The organism is Thauera sp. WH-1, assembly GCF_047806685.1.
Taxonomy (GTDB): domain Bacteria; phylum Pseudomonadota; class Gammaproteobacteria; order Burkholderiales; family Rhodocyclaceae; genus Thauera.
Genome location: NZ_JBLQGP010000011.1, coordinates 46,189 through 62,968, shown reverse-complemented (window position 1 = coordinate 62,968; position 16,780 = coordinate 46,189). Strand labels below are relative to the sequence as shown.

Here is a 16,780-nt window from a genome sequence, read left to right as displayed (position 1 = left end):
CGGCTCAGCGCGCGGCCGCAGCCGAGCGCGCCTGGATGCCGGCCTGAACCGGATCGAGGGCGAGCGTCTCGTCGCCCTTGAGGCCAGACAGCACCTCCACCGCTTCACCGCCCGCCAGCATCCGTCCGAGTCGGATCTGACGCAGGCCGAAGCCGCCCCCGCCCTCGGCGACATAGACCGCCGTCAGCTCACCGCGGCGCAGCACCGCAGCGACCGGAATGACCACCGTCCCGGCGGCTGCAAGGTCCGGCGCGCCTGGTGCGTAGAAGTGCACGCGGGCAAAGCTGCCGGGCACTACCCGGTCGACGTCCGCAGGCAGGTCCACACGGACGCGGACGGTATGGGTGCGTGCATCGGCTGCCGGCAGCACGGTCAGCGCCACCGCCTCGATCAAGCGCCCGCCGTCGCCGAGTTCGACGCGCGCACGAATGCCGTCCGTGCCGAGATCGGCCAGGCGCTGCGGCGCCAGGTCGGCGACAGCACGCATTCGCGCCGGGTCGTATACGGTCAGCAGGTTGCGTCCGGGCTGGGCCATCTCACCCGCCTCGATATGGCGTGCCGAGACCACACCGTCCAGCGGCGAAACCACCGTGGCATGGCCCTGCACGGTGGCCGCCTGGGCGCGCTGGGCCTGGGCAGCACGCAGCTGCGCCTCGGCGGCCTGAAACTGGGTGCGCGCCGCATCGAGCGCGGACTGGCTGAGGAACTTGCGCTCGACCAGACTGCGCGCCCGCGCATATTCGGCGCGGGCATTGGCCAGGGCCGTCTGGGCGTGCGCGACACCGGCGTCGGCAGCAGCCACGGCGGCAGCCGCTTCAGCGGGATCGATGCGGACCAGCATCTGGTCCTTGCGCACGCGATCGCCGGCATCGACGGCCAGCTCGAGCACCCTGCCCGGAATCTGCGCCGCCAGCGTGGATTGCTGCACCGCCTCGATGCTGGCCTCGACGACCGTCGTCGACGGCATGGCGTGCGGCCCGATCCGGATCGTCGGCACCTCGGCGCGCACCGCCAGGGCGAGGACACAGGCAGACAGAAAGGCGGCATAACGCAGCATGGCAGGGCGGGCATCAGGGCTCATATGTATAAGTATATGCTTATATATATGAGCGTCAAGGGCCGTGCCAGCTGACTACCCGCCTCCTGCCTGCGCCCGCGCCCTCAGTCCAGGCAGGAAGCGGCGTACTCCGCCATCGCGGTCACCACCGGCGCGGCTTCGCCGGCGGCGGTGGCGAGCACGATCTCGCAGTCCGGATGGGCAGCGCGAGCCGCGTCGAGCAATACCGGCAGGTCGCGTTTCAGATGCCCGCCCTGGGCAAGGAAAACCGGCACGACCGCCACCTTGCGCGCGCCCGCAGCGGCGAGCGAAGCGATGGCCTCGGGCAGGGTCGGCGTCATGAATTCGAGAAAGGCCAGCTCGACGCTCGGCGCATCCGGACGGGCGAGGATGGCCTCGCGGATGCGGCGCATCGGACCGGCCCACTCGGGGTCGCGCGCACCGTGGCCGAAGAGGACGATGGCGGCATTGTGCTGCGATGCTGCATTCATCAGGCGGTCTCCGAGGAAATCGGGATTGCGGTTGGAACATCGACACGTCGCGCGCCCGCGAGGAGCAGGTGATCGAGCGCGCGCGCGGCGCAGAACAGGCCCACACTCGCCGTCACCGCCATGCTCGAGCCATAGCCCGCACAGGCCAGGCCCTGCGGCGCAGCGTTGCGGGGGGCGTCGCAGGCCTGGACCGCGGGATAACGCAGCGGCTCGGTCGAGAACACCGCCTCGATGCCGAACTTCTTTTTCGGATCGCGGCTGAAGCCATGCTCCTTGCGCAGCCTGGCGCGCACCTTGGACAGCAGCGGGTCCTGCAGGGTGCGCGCCAGATCGTCGATGCAGATGCGCGCCGGATCCGTCTTGCCGCCCGCCCCGCCCGCCGTCACCAGTGGAATGCGGCGGCGCCGGCACACGGCGGCAATCGCGACCTTGGCCCTGACATTGTCGATGGCATCGACCACCACGTCGTAGCCCTGGAGCAAGGTCTCGGCGTTCTCCGGAGTGAGGAAATCCTCGACCTCGGTGAGCACGCACAGGGGATTGATCGCGGCGACACGTGCAGCCATCGCCCGCACCTTGGCCATGCCCAGCGTGTCGTCGAGGGCATGCGCCTGGCGGTTGATGTTGGATTCGGCGACGTGATCCAGATCGATCAGGGTGAGACGGCCGACGCCGCTGCGGGCGAGCGCCTCGACCACCCAGGAGCCGACGCCACCGATGCCGATCACGCAGGCATGAGCAGCGTGCAAGGCTGCGACCGAGCCCGTGCCATAGAGGCGGTCGAGACCGCCGAAGCGGCGTGCGGGATCGACCTCGGCCTGCATCGCGGCCCGATTCAAGCGGTTTCCGCCTCGGTCACGCGCAGGCTGTCGAGCCACACGCCGAGCCCCTGGGCGTTGAGCTCGAGGTCCATGCGCAGCAGCTCGAGGGTCTCCTCCTCGTTCAGGGCCCAGTTCTGACGCCCCGCCTCCTCGCGCATGATCTGCTCCAGCCCAGCCAGGATCTCGACGTGGCGCGCGACGCCATCGCCGCGCGCGGCCTGCGCTACCGCCACCATGGTGTCGATCAGGCGGTGCAGATCGGCGCCCAGGCGCTCGACTTCGGTCACCCGGCTGTAGTGCGTCAGGTACATCGCTTGCGGTTGCATCGCCAGCATGCGGTCGATCGAGGCGTGCATCGCATCGGGGTCGAACTGCGTCGGCGTGGTCGTGGGTACGATGAAGGCACGGCCATCGACGTCGAATTCGCGGTAGGACAGGCCAAAGGTGTCGCCAGTGAAGAAGGCCTGCGCGCGGTCGTCCCAGATGCAGACGTGGTGGCGGGCGTGACCCGGCGTGTCGAAGATGCGAAGGTTCCGCCTGCCGAGCGGCAGTTCGAGGCCGTCGGTCGCCGGCACGATGCGCTCGGCCGGCACCGGCACCAGGCGGCCATAGAGCGCGTAGGCGCGCTCGGCGCCATACACCGCGCAGGTGGCCTCCCACAGCCGGCTGGGGTCGATCATGTGACGCAGGCCGCGCGGGTGGACCACCAGCCTGGCCTGCGGCAACGCACACATCAGGCTGCCGGCACCACCGGCATGGTCGAGGTGGATGTGGGTCAGCACGACCCAGTCGACCGCCTCGGGGGCGACGCCGAGTGCGGCCAGGGCGCCGAGCACCCGCGGCACCGAGGCATTGCTTCCGGTATCGACGATCGCCGCGCGGCCCTGATCGACGACGACATGAACTGCGGCCAGTTGCGGGCGGCCGTAGCCCGAGTCCACCGCGTGCACGCCATCGGTGTAACTGATCAGACTGAACATGAAACTCCCTCCTCGCACTGCCGACCCAAAGGGCTCACCCCTGCTGGATCACTCTAGGCCCGTGCGCTGACCGCGTCGCGGACCCACGTCACGCGACGCTGAATACGAAGCAGCCGACTCAGAACGGGATGTCGTCGTCGAAGTCGCCGAAGCCCCCCGACTGCTGCGAGGGCTGCGCCGCCGGCTGCGGACGCTGCGCCGAGGCGCGGGCCGGCGCAGCCTGCGACGGAGCGGGTTGGGACGGCGCGTCCCAGCCGCTGTCGCCACCACGCATCGGGGCGTCACCCCCTTCGCGACGACCGAGCATCTTCATCTCGTCGGCGCGGATTTCGGTCGTGTAGCGGTCCTGGCCGCTCTGATCCTGCCATTTGCGGGTACGCAGACTGCCTTCGATGTAGACCTGGCTGCCCTTGCGCAGATACTGTCCGGCGATCTCGGCGAGCTTGCCGTAGAAGGACACGCGGTGCCACTCCGTAGCCTCGCGTCGCTCGCCGGTGTTCTTGTCGCGCCAGGTCTCGGTCGTGGCCAGGCGGATGTTGCAGATTGCGTCGCCCGAGGGGGCAAAGCGGCTCTCCGGGTCGGCACCGAGGTTGCCGATCAGGATGACTTTATTGACGGATGCCATCCGATACTCCTTTGATCAGGTCCTGCACGCGGCGGGCATGGCGCGGCGCGCGATGAAAGTGGTAGGTGCAAAGTTCCAGGTACAGCACTGCGGACCGTCGCTGCTTCGATCGACCCGTAGCACACTGGTTCGTTTCAGCGCCCCACGGCAGCGGGACGCAGGGGCGGCGGTCGCATCGAAGTCGCCAAGGCCAGCCAGGCCAGCGCCAGCAGCCCGCAGAACAGACTGACGGCCGCAGGCCCGTAGGCCTGGCCCAGCCAGCCGCCGAGCACGCCACCGAGAAACAGGCCGACCGACTGCAAGGTGTTATAGACGCCGAGCGCGGTGCCCTTGGCGCCCGGCGCCGCGATGCGCGAGATCCACGACGGCTGCGTCGCCTCGAGCACGTTGAAGGCGACGAAGAACAGCGTCAGCAACACTGCCAGCGGGATCAATCCGTCACCGACCAGCCACAGCCCGAACTGCACCAGGGCGAGCAGCACGATGGCGGCGTTGAACACCTGCTTGAGCTTGTCGCGGCGCTCGGCAACGATGACCGCCGGCACCATGACGACGAAGGACAGCAGCACCGCCGGCAGGTACACCTTCCAGTGCTCGGGCATCGGCAGGCCACCGCTGGCAACCAGCGCCGATGGCACCATGACCCACATCGTGGTCTGGATCAGATGCAGGGCAAAGACGCCGAAGTTGAGCCGCATGAGCTGGCCATCGCGCAGCACGTCGACCAGTCGTCCGGTGGCACGGGGCACGGGCGGCGCGGCCGGCACCACCCACAGCAGCACGCCGATCGCGCCCACGGCGAGCACCGCGGTCAGCCAGAAGATGCCGTCCATGCCGATCGCGGCGTACAGCAGCGGCGCCGCCACCATCGACAGCGCGAACACCAGACCGATCGACGAGCCGATCATCGCCATCACCTTGGTGCGATGCTGGTCGCGCGTGAGATCGGCCGCCAGCGCGGTGACTGCGGCCGAGATGGCGCCGGCACCCTGCAGCACGCGGCCGACGATGATCATGTGGACGCTGTCCGCCAGGGCGGCGACGACGCTGCCGATCACGAACAGCACGAGCCCGAAGACGATCACCGGCTTGCGCCCGAAGCGATCGGAGGCCGCACCATAGGCGATCTGCAGGCAGGCCTGGGTGAGGCCGTAGGCACCGATCGCCAGCCCGACCAGGGTCAGGTTGTCGCCACCGGGGATCTGTGCCGCATGGACGGCGAAGACCGGCAGGATCAGGAACAGGCCCAGCATGCGCAAGGCGAAGATGGCCGCCAGGCTCATGCCGGCACGGCGTTCGTCGCGCGTCATCGGGTCGCGTGCGGGAACGGACATTCGGGAAGACCGGCTCGATGAAAGAGCGCGATTCTAGCACTCCACCTCGCCCGATTGGCCGGCACCCGCCTTCTCTCGTATAGTCGCTGGCTCTGTCAAGCACGGCCGCAGTCATGGACGAGATCCGCATTCGCGGTGCCCGCACCCACAACCTCAAGAACATCAGCATCGACCTGCCGCGCAACCGGCTCACGGTGATCACCGGCCTGTCGGGATCGGGCAAGTCCTCGCTGGCCTTCGACACCCTGTACGCGGAGGGGCAGCGACGCTACGTCGAATCGCTGTCGGCCTATGCGCGCCAGTTCCTGCAGTTGATGGAAAAGCCCGACGTGGACCTGATCGAGGGCCTGTCGCCGGCGATCTCGATCGAACAGAAGGCGACCAGCCACAATCCGCGCTCCACCGTGGGCACGGTGACCGAGATCCACGACTACCTGCGCCTGCTCTACGCCCGCGCCGGCACGCCGCACTGCCCGGACCACCCTGAGCACGCGCTCGAAGCACAAAGCGTGGCGCAGATGGTCGACCATGTGCTCGCGCTGCCGGCAGAGACCCGGCTGATGATCCTTGCCCCGGTGGTGGCCGGACGCAAGGGCGAGCAGCACGACCTCTTTGCCGACCTGCGCGCGCAGGGCTTCGTCCGTGTCCGCGTCGATGGCGAAGTCATGGAGCTCGACGCCATGCCGCCCCTCGAGAAGGGGCGCCGCCACACGGTGGAGGTGGTGATCGACCGCCTGCGCGTACGCGCCGACCTGCGCAGCCGGCTGGCCGAATCCTTCGAGACCGCACTCACCCACGCCGACGGGCGGGCGCTCGCAGTGGAGATGGACAGCGGTCGGGAGCATCTGTTTTCGGCGCGCTTTGCCTGCCCGGTGTGCAGCTTCGCCCTCGCCGAACTGGAGCCGCGACTGTTTTCCTTCAACAACCCGGCCGGTGCCTGCAGCCAGTGCGACGGCCTGGGTCAGGTGGATTTCTTCGACCCCGCGCGCGTGGTCGCGCACCCCGAGCTGTCGCTGGCGGCCGGTGCGATCCGCGGCTGGGACCGGCGCAACCAGTTCTACTTCCAGATGCTCGCCAGCCTGGCGACGCACTACGACTTCGATCTCGAGACCCCCTTCGCGTCCCTCCCGGCGCCGGTACGCGAGGTGGTGCTGGCGGGCTCCGGGCGCACCAGGATCGCCTTTCGTTACATGGCCGACAACGGCCGCGTGGTGCTCAAGGAGCATCCCTTCGAGGGCATCATCCCCAATCTGGAGCGCCGTTTCCGCGAGACCGATTCGCTCGCCGTGCGCGAGGAGTTGAGCAAGTACCGTGCGACCCGCCCCTGCCCGCGCTGCCATGGCAGCCGCCTGCGCGCCGAAGCCCGCCATGTGCTCGTGGGTGGTCGCGCGCTGCATGAGGTCGGACACCTGTCCCTCGGCGACTGCCATCGCTTCTTCGCCGAGCTGCAGCTGAGCGGCGTGCGCGCGCAGGTTGCCGAGCGCATCGTCAAGGAGATCGCCGACCGCCTCGGCTTCCTGATCAACGTCGGCCTCGACTACCTGTCGCTGGACCGCGCGGCAGATACCCTGTCGGGCGGCGAGGCACAGCGCATCCGCCTCGCGAGCCAGATCGGCTCGGGGCTCACCGGCGTCATGTACGTGCTCGACGAGCCCTCGATCGGCCTGCACCAGCGCGACAACGACCGTCTGCTCACCACCCTGCGCCAGTTGCGCGATCTGGGTAACACGGTGATCGTCGTCGAGCACGACGAGGATGCGATCCGCAGTGCCGACTACCTGGTGGACATGGGTCCAGGCGCCGGTGAGCGCGGCGGCCGCATCGTCGCCCACGGCAGCCCCGCCGCGGTGATCGCCGACCCTGCGTCGGTGACCGGCGACTATCTCGCCGGGCGGCGTCAGATCGCCGTCCCGGTGAACCGCCGCACGCCCGATCCGCAGCGACTGCTGAGCATCCGCGGGGCACGCGGCAACAACCTCAAGGGCGTCAGCATCGGGCTTCCGATCGGCCTGTTCACCTGTGTCACCGGCGTCTCCGGCTCAGGCAAATCGACCTTGATCAACGACACCCTGGCGGCAGCGGTGGCGCGCCAGCTGTATGGCTCGAGCACCGAACCCGCCGCCCACGACAGCATCGACGGCCTGGAGGCCTTCGACAAGGTCATCAACGTCGACCAGGCGCCGATCGGACGCACACCGCGATCCAACCCCGCCACCTACACCGGCATGCTGACGCCGATCCGCGAGCTCTTCGCCGGCGTGCCTGAAGCCCGCGCGCGCGGCTACGGGCCGGGGCGCTTCTCCTTCAACGTGCGCGGCGGCCGCTGCGAGGCCTGCCAGGGCGACGGCCTGATCAAGGTCGAGATGCACTTCCTGCCCGACATGTACGTTCCCTGCGACGTCTGTCACGGCAGGCGCTACAACCGCGAGACCCTCGAAATTCGCTACAAGGGCCGCAGCATCCACGAGGTGCTGGAGATGACCGTCGAGCAGGCCTTCGAGTTCTTCGCTCCGGTCCCCGCGGTCGCGCGCAAGCTCGAGACACTGCAGGACGTCGGCCTGGGCTACATCCGCCTCGGCCAGAGCGCCACCACGCTGTCAGGCGGCGAAGCCCAGCGCGTGAAGCTGGCGCTCGAACTGTCGAAGCGTGACACCGGGCGCACGCTATACATCCTCGACGAACCCACCACCGGACTGCACTTCCAGGACATCGAGCTGCTGCTGAGCGTGCTGCATCGCCTGCGCGACCACGGCAACACCATCGTCGTCATCGAGCACAATCTCGACGTCATCAAGACCGCGGACTGGCTCGTCGATATGGGCCCGGAGGGAGGCGATGGCGGCGGTACCGTGGTGTGCACCGGCACGCCCGAAGACATCGCCGCGCATCCCGCGAGCCACACCGGTCGTTATCTGCGCCGCCTGCTGCCCACGGCCGCCTGAACGCTCGACTGAACCTTCACCTGCGATAGCCGAGCGGGTTCATACGTTGCCAGCGCCAGGCATCCTCGCACATCGCCTGCAGGTCGCGTTCGGCGCGCCAGCCCAGCACCGCCCGCGCACGCGCCGGGTCGGCCCAGCACGCGGCGATGTCGCCGGGTCGGCGCGCGACGATGTCGTAGGGCACTTGCCGCTCCGACGCCTTTTCGAAGGCACGCACCATCTCCAGCACGCTGTAGCCACGCCCGGTGCCGAGGTTGAGCGTCGTCACCCCGGGCAGCGCGCCGACCCGCTCCAGCGCACGCAGGTGCCCGAGTGCGAGATCCACCACATGGATATAGTCGCGCACGCCGGTGCCATCGGGCGTGGGGTAGTCGTCGCCGAATACCCTCAGGCGCGCCAGGCGACCGACCGCGACCTGGCTGACGAAGGGCATCAGGTTGTTCGGCTGCCCCTGCGGGTCCTCGCCGATGCGCCCGCTCGCGTGCGCCCCGACCGGATTGAAGTAGCGCAACAGCACCACCTTCCAGCGCGCGTCAGCCTTGGCCAGGTCGCGCAGGATCTGCTCACCCATCAACTTGGTCCAGCCGTACGGGTTGGTGGCGGTGGTCGGAAACTCCTCGTCGATCGGCACCCGCGCTGGATCGCCATACACGGTGGCCGAGGAGCTGAACACCATCTGCCGACAGCCTGCCGCTTCCATCGCCTGCAAGACGCTCAACAAGCCTTGCAGGTTGTTGTCGTAGTAGGCCAGAGGCTGCGCCACCGACTCGCCGACCGCCTTCCTGGCCGCGAAGTGGATCACTGCCTCCACCTGGTGCGCGGCAAACAAGGTCTGCAGCGCATCCCGGTCCCGCACGTCGGCCCGCACGAAACCGGCAAGCGGCCGCCCGCCCAGTTCCTCGATACGGCGTACCGCCTCGAGCGAGGAATTCGACAGGTCGTCGATGACCACGACCTCCCGCCCTGCCGCCAGCAGTTCCACGCAGGTGTGCGAGCCAATGTAGCCCGCGCCCCCCGTCACCAACGTCACACTCATCCGATCTCTCCCCGACAGCCGCCCGCATCCTCGCACTGGCCGATGACAGGCGTAAAAAAACCGGGCAGCGCCCGGTTCCTCTGGTGCGTGACAGCCCGATCAGGCCGCTTCCGCCTCTTCCACCTCGACCGCTTCCACATCGGGGCGATCCAGCAGCTCGATGTAGGCCATCGGCGCGTTGTCGCCATCGCGGAAACCGCACTTCAGGATGCGCAGGTAACCGCCGTTGCGGCCAGCGTAGCGCGGGCCCAGCTCGTCAAACAGCTTGACGACCATGTCACGGTCGCGCAGGCGGTCGAAAGCCAGGCGGCGGTTGGCGAGACTGGGCTTCTTGCCCAGGGTGATCATCGGCTCGACCACACGGCGAAGTTCCTTCGCCTTCGGCAGGGTCGTCTTGATGACTTCGTGTTGCAGCAGCGAGTTGGCCATGTTGCGGAACATCGCCTGGCGGTGGCTGCTGGTACGATTCAGCTTGCGAAGACCGTTACGGTGACGCATTTCAATTCCTCACTTGCCCGGCAATTCAACCGAGCTTCTCAAGCCCGGCCGGAGGCCAGTTTTCCAGTTTCATGCCAAGCGTCAGCCCACGTGAGGCCAACACTTCCTTGATCTCGTTGAGCGACTTGCGACCCAGGTTCGGGGTCTTCAGCAACTCGGTCTCGGTACGCTGGATCAGGTCGCCGATGTAGTAGATGTTCTCAGCCTTCAGGCAATTCGCCGAACGCACGGTCAGTTCGAGATCGTCCACCGGGCGCATCAGCACCGGATCGATCGTGACCGAGGGCGCGACTTCGCGCTCGGGCTGCGTGCCCTCCAGATCCGCGAACACTGACAGCTGATCCATCAGGACGCGCGCGGCGTAGCGGATCGCCTCCTCGGGATCAACCGCACCGTTGGTCTCGATGTCGATGATCAGACGATCGAGGTCGGTACGCTGCTCGACACGCGCGCTCTCCACCAGGTAGCTGACACGGCGCACCGGGCCAAACGAGGCGTCAAGCACGATGTGCCCGATGCTCTTGCTCTCGGCGTTGTCCGGACGGGCGTTCCCCGGCACGTAGCCGCGACCTTCCTCGACCTTGATCTGCATGTCGATCTTGCCGCCAGGGGCAAGATGCGCGATCACGTGCTCGGGGTTGATGATCTCGACGTCATGTCCCACCTCGATATCCGCCGCGGTGACGACACCTTCGCCAGACTTGGCCAGACGCACGGTTACCTCACTGCGCCCGTTGAGCTTGAACACCACGCCCTTCAGATTCAGCAGCAGGTCAACGATGTCCTCACGCACGCCATCCAGCGTGGAGTACTCGTGCAGCACCCCTTCGATCGTCACTTCCGTGGCCGCATGGCCGGGCAGCGACGACAGGAGGATGCGCCGCAGCGCATTCCCCAGCGTATGGCCGAAACCGCGCTCGAACGGCTCCATCGTCACCCGCGCCTGAACCGGCGAGGTGCTCTGGACGTCGATGATGCGCGGTTTCAGCAGTGCATTGCTTTGCATCAGCATTCCCTCGGAACTAGAAGAGGATCAGTCTCCCGATCAGCGGGAGTACAGTTCCACAACCAGGCCTTCATTGATCGTTGCGGGCAGCTCGGCGCGCACGGGGTACGCCTTGAACACGCCCTTGCCGGCCTTGGCATCGACTTCGAGCCACTCGGGGAAGCCGCGCGACTCAGCCGCCTCGAGCGCCGCCTTCACACGCAGGTGGGCACGCGCACGCTCCGTCACTTCGATGACGTCGCCCGGACGCACGATGTAGGACGGAATATTCACGCGCTTGCCATTGACCAGCACGCCGTTGTGGCGAACGACCTGACGTGCCTCGGCGCGCGAACCGCCGAAGCCCATGCGATAGGCGACGGAGTCCAGACGACCCTCGAGCAGCTGCAGCAGGTTCTCGCCGGTCTGACCGCGACGACGATCGGCCTCGGCGTAGACCTTGCGGAACTGACGCTCGAGCACGCCATAGAGACGACGGATCTTCTGCTTTTCACGCAGCTGAACACCGTAGCCAGACAGACGCTGACCCGAACGCTGGCCGTGCTGGCCAGGCGCATAGGCGCGGCGCTCGATGGCGCACTTGTCGGTAAAACACTTCTCGGCCTTCAGGAACAGCTTTTCGCCTTCGCGACGGCACTGACGGCACTTGGGATCGAGATTACGAGCCACTTATCAACTCCTTGTCAGATACGGCGCTTTTTCGGCGGACGGCAGCCGTTATGCGGGATGGGGGTGATGTCCGTAATGCTGGAAATCTTGATCCCCAGCGCGTTGAGCGCGCGAACCGACGATTCGCGACCCGGGCCGGGGCCCTTGATGCGCACTTCGAGGTTCTTGATGCCGCACTCCTGCGCGACCTTGCCGGCCGCCTCCGCCGCCACCTGGGCAGCAAACGGCGTGCTCTTGCGCGAGCCCTTGAAGCCCGCACCACCCGAGGTCGCCCACGACAGCGCGTTGCCCTGACGGTCGGTGATGGTGATGATCGTATTGTTGAAGCTCGCGTGAACGTGCGCGATACCCTCGGCGACGTTCTTCTTGACCTTCTTACGAACCTTCGTTCCAGTCTTAGCCATTATCGTTTCCTGTTACTTCTTGCCGGCGATCGCCTTGCGCGGGCCCTTGCGGGTGCGGGCGTTCGTGCGGGTACGCTGACCACGCATCGGCAGGCCGCGACGATGACGAACGCCGCGGTAGCAGCCCAGGTCCATCAGTCGCTTGATGTTCATCGTCACTTCACGACGCAGATCGCCTTCGACAACGAAGCGAGCAACCTCGTCACGCAGCTTCTCCATGTCCGACTCGGTCAGATCCTTCATCTTGACCGAGCGCTGGATACCGGCAGCGTCGCAGATTTTCTGAGCACGCGAACGGCCGATCCCATAGATGGCGGTCAGCGCGATCTCGGCATGCTTGTGATTGGGAATGTTTACCCCAGCAATACGGGCCATCCGTCTACCCCAAAACGCAAAACGTTGAATTCTAATGCCTAAGGTTGACTAGATCAACCCTGACGTTGCTTGTGCCGCGGATCGGTACAAATGACGCGAACCACACCCTTGCGGCGGATGATCTTGCAATTGCGGCACAGCCGCTTTACCGATGCCTGGACTCTCATGGACTTGCTCCTGTTTCTCTAATCTTCACTTGGTCCGGAACACGATCCGGCCCTTGGTCAGGTCGTAGGGGGTGAGCTGCACGGTCACCTTGTCACCCGGCAGGATGCGGATGTAATGCATCCGCATCTTTCCCGAGATATGACCAAGGACCATGTGACCGTTCTCCAGCCTGACTCGGAATGTTGCATTGGGCAGGTTCTCGGTGACCTCGCCCTGCATCTCGATGACATCTTCCTTCGTCATGGACTTACCTGCCCGGGAAACCCGCCCCCTTGAAATTCGCCTTCTTCAGCAGACTCTCGTACTGATGCGACATCACGACGGCCTGAACCTGGGCCATGAAGTCCATCGTGACCACCACGATGATCAGCAGCGAGGTGCCACCGAAATAGAACGGGACGTTCCACCTCAGGATCAGGAACTCGGGCAACAGACAGACCAGGGTGATATACACCGCCCCGGCGAGCGTCAGCCGCATGAGAATCTTGTCGATATACCGTGCCGTCTGATCCCCGGGACGGATCCCGGGAACAAAAGCACCGCTCTTCTTCAGGTTATCTGCCGTCTCACGCGCATTGAATACGAGTGCCGTGTAGAAAAAGCAGAAGAACACGATCGCCAGCGCGTAAAGCAGGACGTAGATCGGTTGGCCCGGCGACAGCGTGGAGGCGATGTCGCGCAGCCAGTACATGCCCTCCGACGAACCGAACCACTGCCCCAGCGTCGCCGGAAACAGGATGATGCTCGACGCAAAGATCGGTGGAATCACGCCCGACATGTTCAGCTTCAGCGGCAGATGGGAGCTTTGCCCGCCATACACCTTGTTGCCCACCTGTCGCTTGGCGTAATTGACCAGGATCTTGCGCTGCCCCCGCTCCACGAAGACCACGAAGCCCGTTACCAGCACGACCAGCACGCAGATGAACAGCGCCGTGAAGGGATGCATCGCCCCCGTGCGCACCAGCTCGAACAGACCGCCGATGGCGCTGGGCAGACCCGCAACGATACCCGCGAAGATGATCAGCGAGATCCCGTTGCCGATCCCGCGCTCGGTGATTTGCTCACCCATCCACATCAGGAACATGGTGCCGGTCACCAGTGTCGCCACCGTCACGAAGCGGAACATGAACCCAGGATCCAGCACCAGTCCAGGCTGCCCCTCGAGTGCAATCGCGATACCGAGCGCCTGAGCGAAGGCAAGCACCAGTGTCCCGTAGCGGGTGTACTGCGTGATCTTGCGCCGGCCGGCCTCACCTTCCTTCTTCAGCGCCTCCAGATACGGCACCGCAACCGTCATCAACTGCATGATGATCGATGCCGAAATGTAGGGCATGATGCCCAGCGCGAAGATGGTGAAGCGCGACAGCGCGCCACCAGAGAACAGGTTGAACACCCCGAGGATGCCACCTGCCTGCGACTGGAACAGCTCGGCCAGGCGCTCGGGGTCGATACCCGGGACCGGGATGTGCGCGCCGATGCGATAGACGATCAGCGCGCCCAGCAGGAACAGCAGGCGACGCTTGAGGTCGCCGAACCGCCCCGGCTTTCCGAGCGTGGCAGCAGTATTCGCCACAACCGTTTTCCTTGTTTACTCGGCCGCCACGGAGCCGCCAGCAGCTTCGATCGCCGCCTTGGCACCCTGGGTAGCACCGACACCGCGCAGCACAACCTTGCGGTTGATCGCGCCGGAGAGCACGACCTTGGCGGACAGCGCGTCAGCCGCGATCACGCCCGCCTGCTTGAGCGTCAGCAAATCGACCTCGTCCACCGGCAGTTTGTCCAGCTCGGACAGACGCACCTCGACGTTGCGGGCGCGCGTCAGCGACACGAAGCCACGCTTCGGCAGGCGACGCTGCAGCGGCATCTGGCCGCCTTCGAAACCGGTCTTGTGGAAGCCGCCGGCACGCGATTTCTGACCCTTGTGGCCGCGCCCGCAGGTCTTGCCGAGGCCACTGCCGATCCCGCGACCGACGCGGCGCGCAGCCTTCTTCGAGCCTTCGCCCGGCTTGATGGTATTCAGGCGCATATCAACCCTCACACTTCAGCAGGTAGGACACCTTGTTGACCATGCCCCGAATCTCGGGCGTGTCGGCCAGCTCAACCGTGTGGTTGAGGCGGCGCAGACCGAGGCCGCGCACGGTTGCGCGGTGGGACTGTTTGGTGCCGATCACGCTCTTGACGAGCGTCACCTTGATTTTCTTGTCCGACATCGCTTACCCCAGAATTTCTTCGACGGACTTGCCGCGCTTGGCTGCAATCTCCGCCGGGGTGTTGATCGCCATCAGGCCGTTGATCGTGGCACGGACGACGTTGTACGGATTGGCGGAGCCGATGCACTTGCAGATCACGTCGGTCACGCCCATCACCTCGAACACCGCACGCATCGGACCGCCGGCGATGATGCCGGTACCGGCCGGAGCGGGCTGCATCAGCACCGAGGCGGCGCCATGCTTGCCGATCACGGTGTGCTGGAGGGTGCCATTCTTGAGCGACACCTTGCGCATCTTGCGGCGGGCTTCGTCCATCGCCTTCTGCACCGCCACCGGCACTTCCCGCGACTTGCCCTTGCCCATCCCGATCGCGCCGTCGCCGTCGCCGACCACGGTCAGCGCAGCGAAGCCGAGGATCCGGCCGCCCTTGACGACCTTGGTCACGCGATTGATCGCGACCATCTTCTCCTTCAGGCCGTCATCGCGCTCGTCGGAGGCTTGCGCACGTTTGGTTTGCTGCTTAGCCATTCGATTCCTCGCTTAGAACTTGAGGCCGCCTTCGCGGGCAGCCTCGGCCAGCGCCTTGACGCGGCCGTGATACAGGAAGCCCGAGCGGTCGAACGAGACCTGCTCGACACCGGCAGCTTTTGCCCGTTCGGCGATCAGCTTGCCGACGAACTCGGCCGCAGCCGTGTTGCCGCCGTTGGCGACCTGCGAGCGGACCTCGGGTTCGACCGTCGAGGCCGCAGCAAGCACGCGTGCGCCGCTGCCGTCGATGACCTGGGCGTAGATGTGGCAGTTGGACCGGAACACCGTCAGGCGAACCGCCTTGAGCTCCGCAATCTTGGCGCGAGTTTTGCGCGCACGGCGAAGACGAGTTTCTTTCTTGTTCATGACGAACCGCCTTACTTCTTCTTGGTTTCCTTGAGCACCACCACCTCGTCCGAGTAACGGACGCCCTTGCCCTTGTAGGGTTCGGGAGCGCGGTAGGCACGCACCTCGGCTGCGACCTGGCCGACCTGCTGCTTGTCGATGCCCTTGATCACGATCTCGGTCTGGGTCGGCGTCTCCACCTTTACACCCGCGGGCATCTGATGGACCACCGGATGCGAGAAGCCGAGCGACAGGTTGAGCTTGTCGCCTTGAGCCTGGGCGCGATAACCGACGCCCACCAGGTTGAGCTTGCGCTCGAAACCCTTGCTCACGCCTGCGACCATGTTGTTCACCAGCGCGCGCACGGTACCGGACATCGCGCGGGCATTGGCCACGCCGTCGCGCGCCTTGCACACCACCGTATCGCCGTCGCGCTCGACGGTCACGGCGTCGCTCAGCGACTGGCGCAGGGTACCCAGCGGCCCCTTGACGGCGATCTCACCCGCAGAAATCGTCACTTCGACGCCCTGAGGAATGGCCACCGGATTCTTGGCTACACGAGACATCGCTTCCCCCTTAGGCAACCAGGCAGATGACTTCGCCGCCAACGCGATTGGCGCGCGCCGAGCGATCCGTCATCACACCACGCGGCGTGGACACGATGGCCACGCCCAGGCCGTTCATCACGCGCGGCAGATCGTCACTGCCCTTGTAGATGCGCAGGCCGGGACGGCTCACGCGCTCCAGGCGCTCGATGACCGGACGTCCGGCGTAGTACTTGAGCGTCACATCGAGCGACGCCTTGCCAGCCTCGTCGCGAACGGCAAAGCCGTCGATGTAACCTTCATCCTGCAATACCTTGGCGATCGCAATCTTCAGCTTGGACGAAGGCATCGACACCGAAACCTTCTGGGCCTGCTGGCCATTGCGGATGCGCGTCAGCATGTCGGCGATGGGATCGGACATACTCATCTTCGAATTCTCCTTACCAGCTCGCCTTGGTCATGCCAGGCACTTCACCGCGGAAAGCGATCTCGCGCAGCTTGTTGCGGCACAGACCGAACTTGCGGAAGACACCACGCGGGCGCCCGGTGAGCGCGCAGCGGTTGCGCTGGCGGGTCGGGTTGGCGTTGCGGGGCAGTTGCTGCAGGGCCAGGCGTGCAGCCATGCGTTCTTCTTCGGACAGGCTGCTGTCCTTGACCTTTGCGACCAGGGCGGCACGCTTGGCGGCAAATTTTTCCACCAGCTTCGCGCGCTTCACTTCGCGATTGATCAGAGCGAGTTTCGCCAT

The 16,780-nt window shown here is 66.0% G+C and carries 23 protein-coding genes; 1 reads left to right on the top strand and 22 read right to left on the bottom strand.

Translation table 11 applies throughout. The features are described from left to right. Positions 1 to 4: 4 nt before the first annotated feature. The 6 genes from ACMV5O_RS12155 to ACMV5O_RS12130 form a co-directional block, all read right to left on the bottom strand. The gene (locus tag ACMV5O_RS12155) at positions 5 to 1,081 is read right to left on the bottom strand and encodes an efflux RND transporter periplasmic adaptor subunit (protein ID WP_416163703.1); all 1,077 of its coding nucleotides are present in this window, start codon (positions 1,079 to 1,081) and stop codon (positions 5 to 7) included. Between the two features lie 80 nt (positions 1,082 to 1,161). Next, on the bottom strand, positions 1,162 to 1,548 hold the full coding sequence (locus tag ACMV5O_RS12150; protein ID WP_416163702.1) for a sirohydrochlorin chelatase: 387 nt from the start codon (positions 1,546 to 1,548) through the stop codon (positions 1,162 to 1,164). After that, positions 1,548 to 2,372: a ThiF family adenylyltransferase gene (locus ACMV5O_RS12145; protein ID WP_416163768.1), complete on the bottom strand. Its 825-nt coding sequence runs from the start codon at positions 2,370 to 2,372 to the stop codon at positions 1,548 to 1,550. Before ACMV5O_RS12145 ends, ACMV5O_RS12150 begins: the two co-directional genes overlap by 1 nt. Positions 2,373 to 2,383: 11 nt before the next feature. Continuing rightward, positions 2,384 to 3,349: an MBL fold metallo-hydrolase gene (locus ACMV5O_RS12140; protein ID WP_416163701.1), complete on the bottom strand. Its 966-nt coding sequence runs from the start codon at positions 3,347 to 3,349 to the stop codon at positions 2,384 to 2,386. Positions 3,350 to 3,467: 118 nt separating this feature from the next. Then, complete coding sequence (gene ssb, locus ACMV5O_RS12135) at positions 3,468 to 3,974, bottom strand: single-stranded DNA-binding protein (RefSeq protein ID WP_416163700.1); 507 nt, start codon at positions 3,972 to 3,974, stop codon at positions 3,468 to 3,470. A 134-nt stretch (positions 3,975 to 4,108) separates the two neighbouring features. After that, on the bottom strand, positions 4,109 to 5,308 hold the full coding sequence (locus ACMV5O_RS12130; protein ID WP_416163699.1) for an MFS transporter: 1,200 nt from the start codon (positions 5,306 to 5,308) through the stop codon (positions 4,109 to 4,111). Positions 5,309 to 5,421: 113 nt separating this feature from the next. On the opposite strand from ACMV5O_RS12130, the gene uvrA reads away from it, so the two are divergent. Then, positions 5,422 to 8,250 (top strand): excinuclease ABC subunit UvrA, encoded by a 2,829-nt coding sequence (gene uvrA / locus ACMV5O_RS12125; protein WP_416163698.1) that lies wholly within the window; start codon positions 5,422 to 5,424, stop codon positions 8,248 to 8,250. A 16-nt stretch (positions 8,251 to 8,266) separates the two neighbouring features. Here the strand turns inward: uvrA and galE are convergent, their stop codons facing one another. From galE to rpsN, 16 genes are all read right to left on the bottom strand, one after another. Next, the gene (gene galE, locus ACMV5O_RS12120; protein ID WP_416163697.1) at positions 8,267 to 9,286 is read right to left on the bottom strand and encodes a UDP-glucose 4-epimerase GalE; all 1,020 of its coding nucleotides are present in this window, start codon (positions 9,284 to 9,286) and stop codon (positions 8,267 to 8,269) included. 99 nt (positions 9,287 to 9,385) lie between these two features. Continuing rightward, positions 9,386 to 9,784: a 50S ribosomal protein L17 gene (gene rplQ / locus ACMV5O_RS12115; RefSeq protein ID WP_416163696.1), complete on the bottom strand. Its 399-nt coding sequence runs from the start codon at positions 9,782 to 9,784 to the stop codon at positions 9,386 to 9,388. Between the two features lie 25 nt (positions 9,785 to 9,809). After that, positions 9,810 to 10,796 (bottom strand): DNA-directed RNA polymerase subunit alpha, encoded by a 987-nt coding sequence (locus tag ACMV5O_RS12110; protein WP_416163695.1) that lies wholly within the window; start codon positions 10,794 to 10,796, stop codon positions 9,810 to 9,812. Between the two features lie 33 nt (positions 10,797 to 10,829). Further along, positions 10,830 to 11,459 carry a 30S ribosomal protein S4 gene (gene rpsD / locus ACMV5O_RS12105; RefSeq protein WP_324537964.1) on the bottom strand — a complete coding sequence of 210 codons (630 nt, stop codon included), beginning with the start codon at positions 11,457 to 11,459 and terminating at the stop codon, positions 10,830 to 10,832. Between the two features lie 14 nt (positions 11,460 to 11,473). Beyond that, the gene (rpsK, locus tag ACMV5O_RS12100; protein WP_002931621.1) at positions 11,474 to 11,863 is read right to left on the bottom strand and encodes a 30S ribosomal protein S11; all 390 of its coding nucleotides are present in this window, start codon (positions 11,861 to 11,863) and stop codon (positions 11,474 to 11,476) included. Positions 11,864 to 11,875: 12 nt separating this feature from the next. Further along, a complete protein-coding gene (gene rpsM, locus ACMV5O_RS12095; protein WP_324537965.1) occupies positions 11,876 to 12,238 on the bottom strand; it encodes a 30S ribosomal protein S13 in 363 nt (120 codons plus the stop codon). 53 nt (positions 12,239 to 12,291) lie between these two features. Further along, a complete protein-coding gene (gene rpmJ, locus ACMV5O_RS12090; protein WP_004258276.1) occupies positions 12,292 to 12,405 on the bottom strand; it encodes a 50S ribosomal protein L36 in 114 nt (37 codons plus the stop codon). A gap of 25 nt (positions 12,406 to 12,430) precedes the next feature. Continuing rightward, positions 12,431 to 12,649, bottom strand: a complete 219-nt coding sequence (gene infA / locus ACMV5O_RS12085; protein ID WP_004298457.1) for a translation initiation factor IF-1 — start codon at positions 12,647 to 12,649, stop codon at positions 12,431 to 12,433. 4 nt (positions 12,650 to 12,653) lie between these two features. Beyond that, positions 12,654 to 13,979: a preprotein translocase subunit SecY gene (gene secY / locus ACMV5O_RS12080; RefSeq protein WP_416163694.1), complete on the bottom strand. Its 1,326-nt coding sequence runs from the start codon at positions 13,977 to 13,979 to the stop codon at positions 12,654 to 12,656. Between the two features lie 15 nt (positions 13,980 to 13,994). Beyond that, positions 13,995 to 14,432 carry a 50S ribosomal protein L15 gene (rplO, locus tag ACMV5O_RS12075; protein ID WP_324537967.1) on the bottom strand — a complete coding sequence of 146 codons (438 nt, stop codon included), beginning with the start codon at positions 14,430 to 14,432 and terminating at the stop codon, positions 13,995 to 13,997. A gap of 1 nt (position 14,433) precedes the next feature. Continuing rightward, positions 14,434 to 14,616, bottom strand: coding sequence for a 50S ribosomal protein L30 (gene rpmD / locus ACMV5O_RS12070; protein WP_324537968.1), 183 nt, complete (start codon positions 14,614 to 14,616; stop codon positions 14,434 to 14,436). A 3-nt stretch (positions 14,617 to 14,619) separates the two neighbouring features. Beyond that, positions 14,620 to 15,144 (bottom strand): 30S ribosomal protein S5, encoded by a 525-nt coding sequence (gene rpsE, locus ACMV5O_RS12065; RefSeq protein WP_324537969.1) that lies wholly within the window; start codon positions 15,142 to 15,144, stop codon positions 14,620 to 14,622. Between the two features lie 12 nt (positions 15,145 to 15,156). Further along, positions 15,157 to 15,510, bottom strand: a complete 354-nt coding sequence (gene rplR, locus ACMV5O_RS12060) for a 50S ribosomal protein L18 (RefSeq protein ID WP_416163693.1) — start codon at positions 15,508 to 15,510, stop codon at positions 15,157 to 15,159. Positions 15,511 to 15,521: 11 nt separating this feature from the next. After that, on the bottom strand, positions 15,522 to 16,055 hold the full coding sequence (gene rplF, locus ACMV5O_RS12055; RefSeq protein WP_416163692.1) for a 50S ribosomal protein L6: 534 nt from the start codon (positions 16,053 to 16,055) through the stop codon (positions 15,522 to 15,524). A 10-nt stretch (positions 16,056 to 16,065) separates the two neighbouring features. Beyond that, complete coding sequence (rpsH, locus tag ACMV5O_RS12050) at positions 16,066 to 16,461, bottom strand: 30S ribosomal protein S8 (RefSeq protein ID WP_324537972.1); 396 nt, start codon at positions 16,459 to 16,461, stop codon at positions 16,066 to 16,068. Between the two features lie 13 nt (positions 16,462 to 16,474). Further along, positions 16,475 to 16,780, bottom strand: a complete 306-nt coding sequence (rpsN, locus tag ACMV5O_RS12045) for a 30S ribosomal protein S14 (protein ID WP_002931601.1) — start codon at positions 16,778 to 16,780, stop codon at positions 16,475 to 16,477.

Coding starts and splice junctions, on each gene's coding strand:
- ACMV5O_RS12155 (WP_416163703.1), bottom strand. CDS start 1,081: ATGAGCCCTGATGCCCGCCCTGCCATGCTGCGTTATGCCGCCTTTCTG.
- ACMV5O_RS12150 (WP_416163702.1), bottom strand. CDS start 1,548: ATGAATGCAGCATCGCAGCACAATGCCGCCATCGTCCTCTTCGGCCAC.
- ACMV5O_RS12145 (WP_416163768.1), bottom strand. CDS start 2,372: ATGCAGGCCGAGGTCGATCCCGCACGCCGCTTCGGCGGTCTCGACCGC.
- ACMV5O_RS12140 (WP_416163701.1), bottom strand. CDS start 3,349: ATGTTCAGTCTGATCAGTTACACCGATGGCGTGCACGCGGTGGACTCG.
- ssb (WP_416163700.1), bottom strand. CDS start 3,974: ATGGCATCCGTCAATAAAGTCATCCTGATCGGCAACCTCGGTGCCGAC.
- ACMV5O_RS12130 (WP_416163699.1), bottom strand. CDS start 5,308: ATGTCCGTTCCCGCACGCGACCCGATGACGCGCGACGAACGCCGTGCC.
- uvrA (WP_416163698.1), top strand. CDS start 5,422: ATGGACGAGATCCGCATTCGCGGTGCCCGCACCCACAACCTCAAGAAC.
- galE (WP_416163697.1), bottom strand. CDS start 9,286: ATGAGTGTGACGTTGGTGACGGGGGGCGCGGGCTACATTGGCTCGCAC.
- rplQ (WP_416163696.1), bottom strand. CDS start 9,784: ATGCGTCACCGTAACGGTCTTCGCAAGCTGAATCGTACCAGCAGCCAC.
- ACMV5O_RS12110 (WP_416163695.1), bottom strand. CDS start 10,796: ATGCTGATGCAAAGCAATGCACTGCTGAAACCGCGCATCATCGACGTC.
- rpsK (WP_002931621.1), bottom strand. CDS start 11,863: ATGGCTAAGACTGGAACGAAGGTTCGTAAGAAGGTCAAGAAGAACGTC.
- rpsM (WP_324537965.1), bottom strand. CDS start 12,238: ATGGCCCGTATTGCTGGGGTAAACATTCCCAATCACAAGCATGCCGAG.
- rpmJ (WP_004258276.1), bottom strand. CDS start 12,405: ATGAGAGTCCAGGCATCGGTAAAGCGGCTGTGCCGCAATTGCAAGATC.
- infA (WP_004298457.1), bottom strand. CDS start 12,649: ATGACGAAGGAAGATGTCATCGAGATGCAGGGCGAGGTCACCGAGAAC.
- rplO (WP_324537967.1), bottom strand. CDS start 14,432: ATGCGCCTGAATACCATCAAGCCGGGCGAAGGCTCGAAGAAGGCTGCG.
- rpmD (WP_324537968.1), bottom strand. CDS start 14,616: ATGTCGGACAAGAAAATCAAGGTGACGCTCGTCAAGAGCGTGATCGGC.
- rpsE (WP_324537969.1), bottom strand. CDS start 15,144: ATGGCTAAGCAGCAAACCAAACGTGCGCAAGCCTCCGACGAGCGCGAT.
- rplR (WP_416163693.1), bottom strand. CDS start 15,510: ATGAACAAGAAAGAAACTCGTCTTCGCCGTGCGCGCAAAACTCGCGCC.
- rplF (WP_416163692.1), bottom strand. CDS start 16,055: ATGTCTCGTGTAGCCAAGAATCCGGTGGCCATTCCTCAGGGCGTCGAA.
- rpsH (WP_324537972.1), bottom strand. CDS start 16,461: ATGAGTATGTCCGATCCCATCGCCGACATGCTGACGCGCATCCGCAAT.
- rpsN (WP_002931601.1), bottom strand. CDS start 16,780: ATGGCGAAACTCGCTCTGATCAATCGCGAAGTGAAGCGCGCGAAGCTG.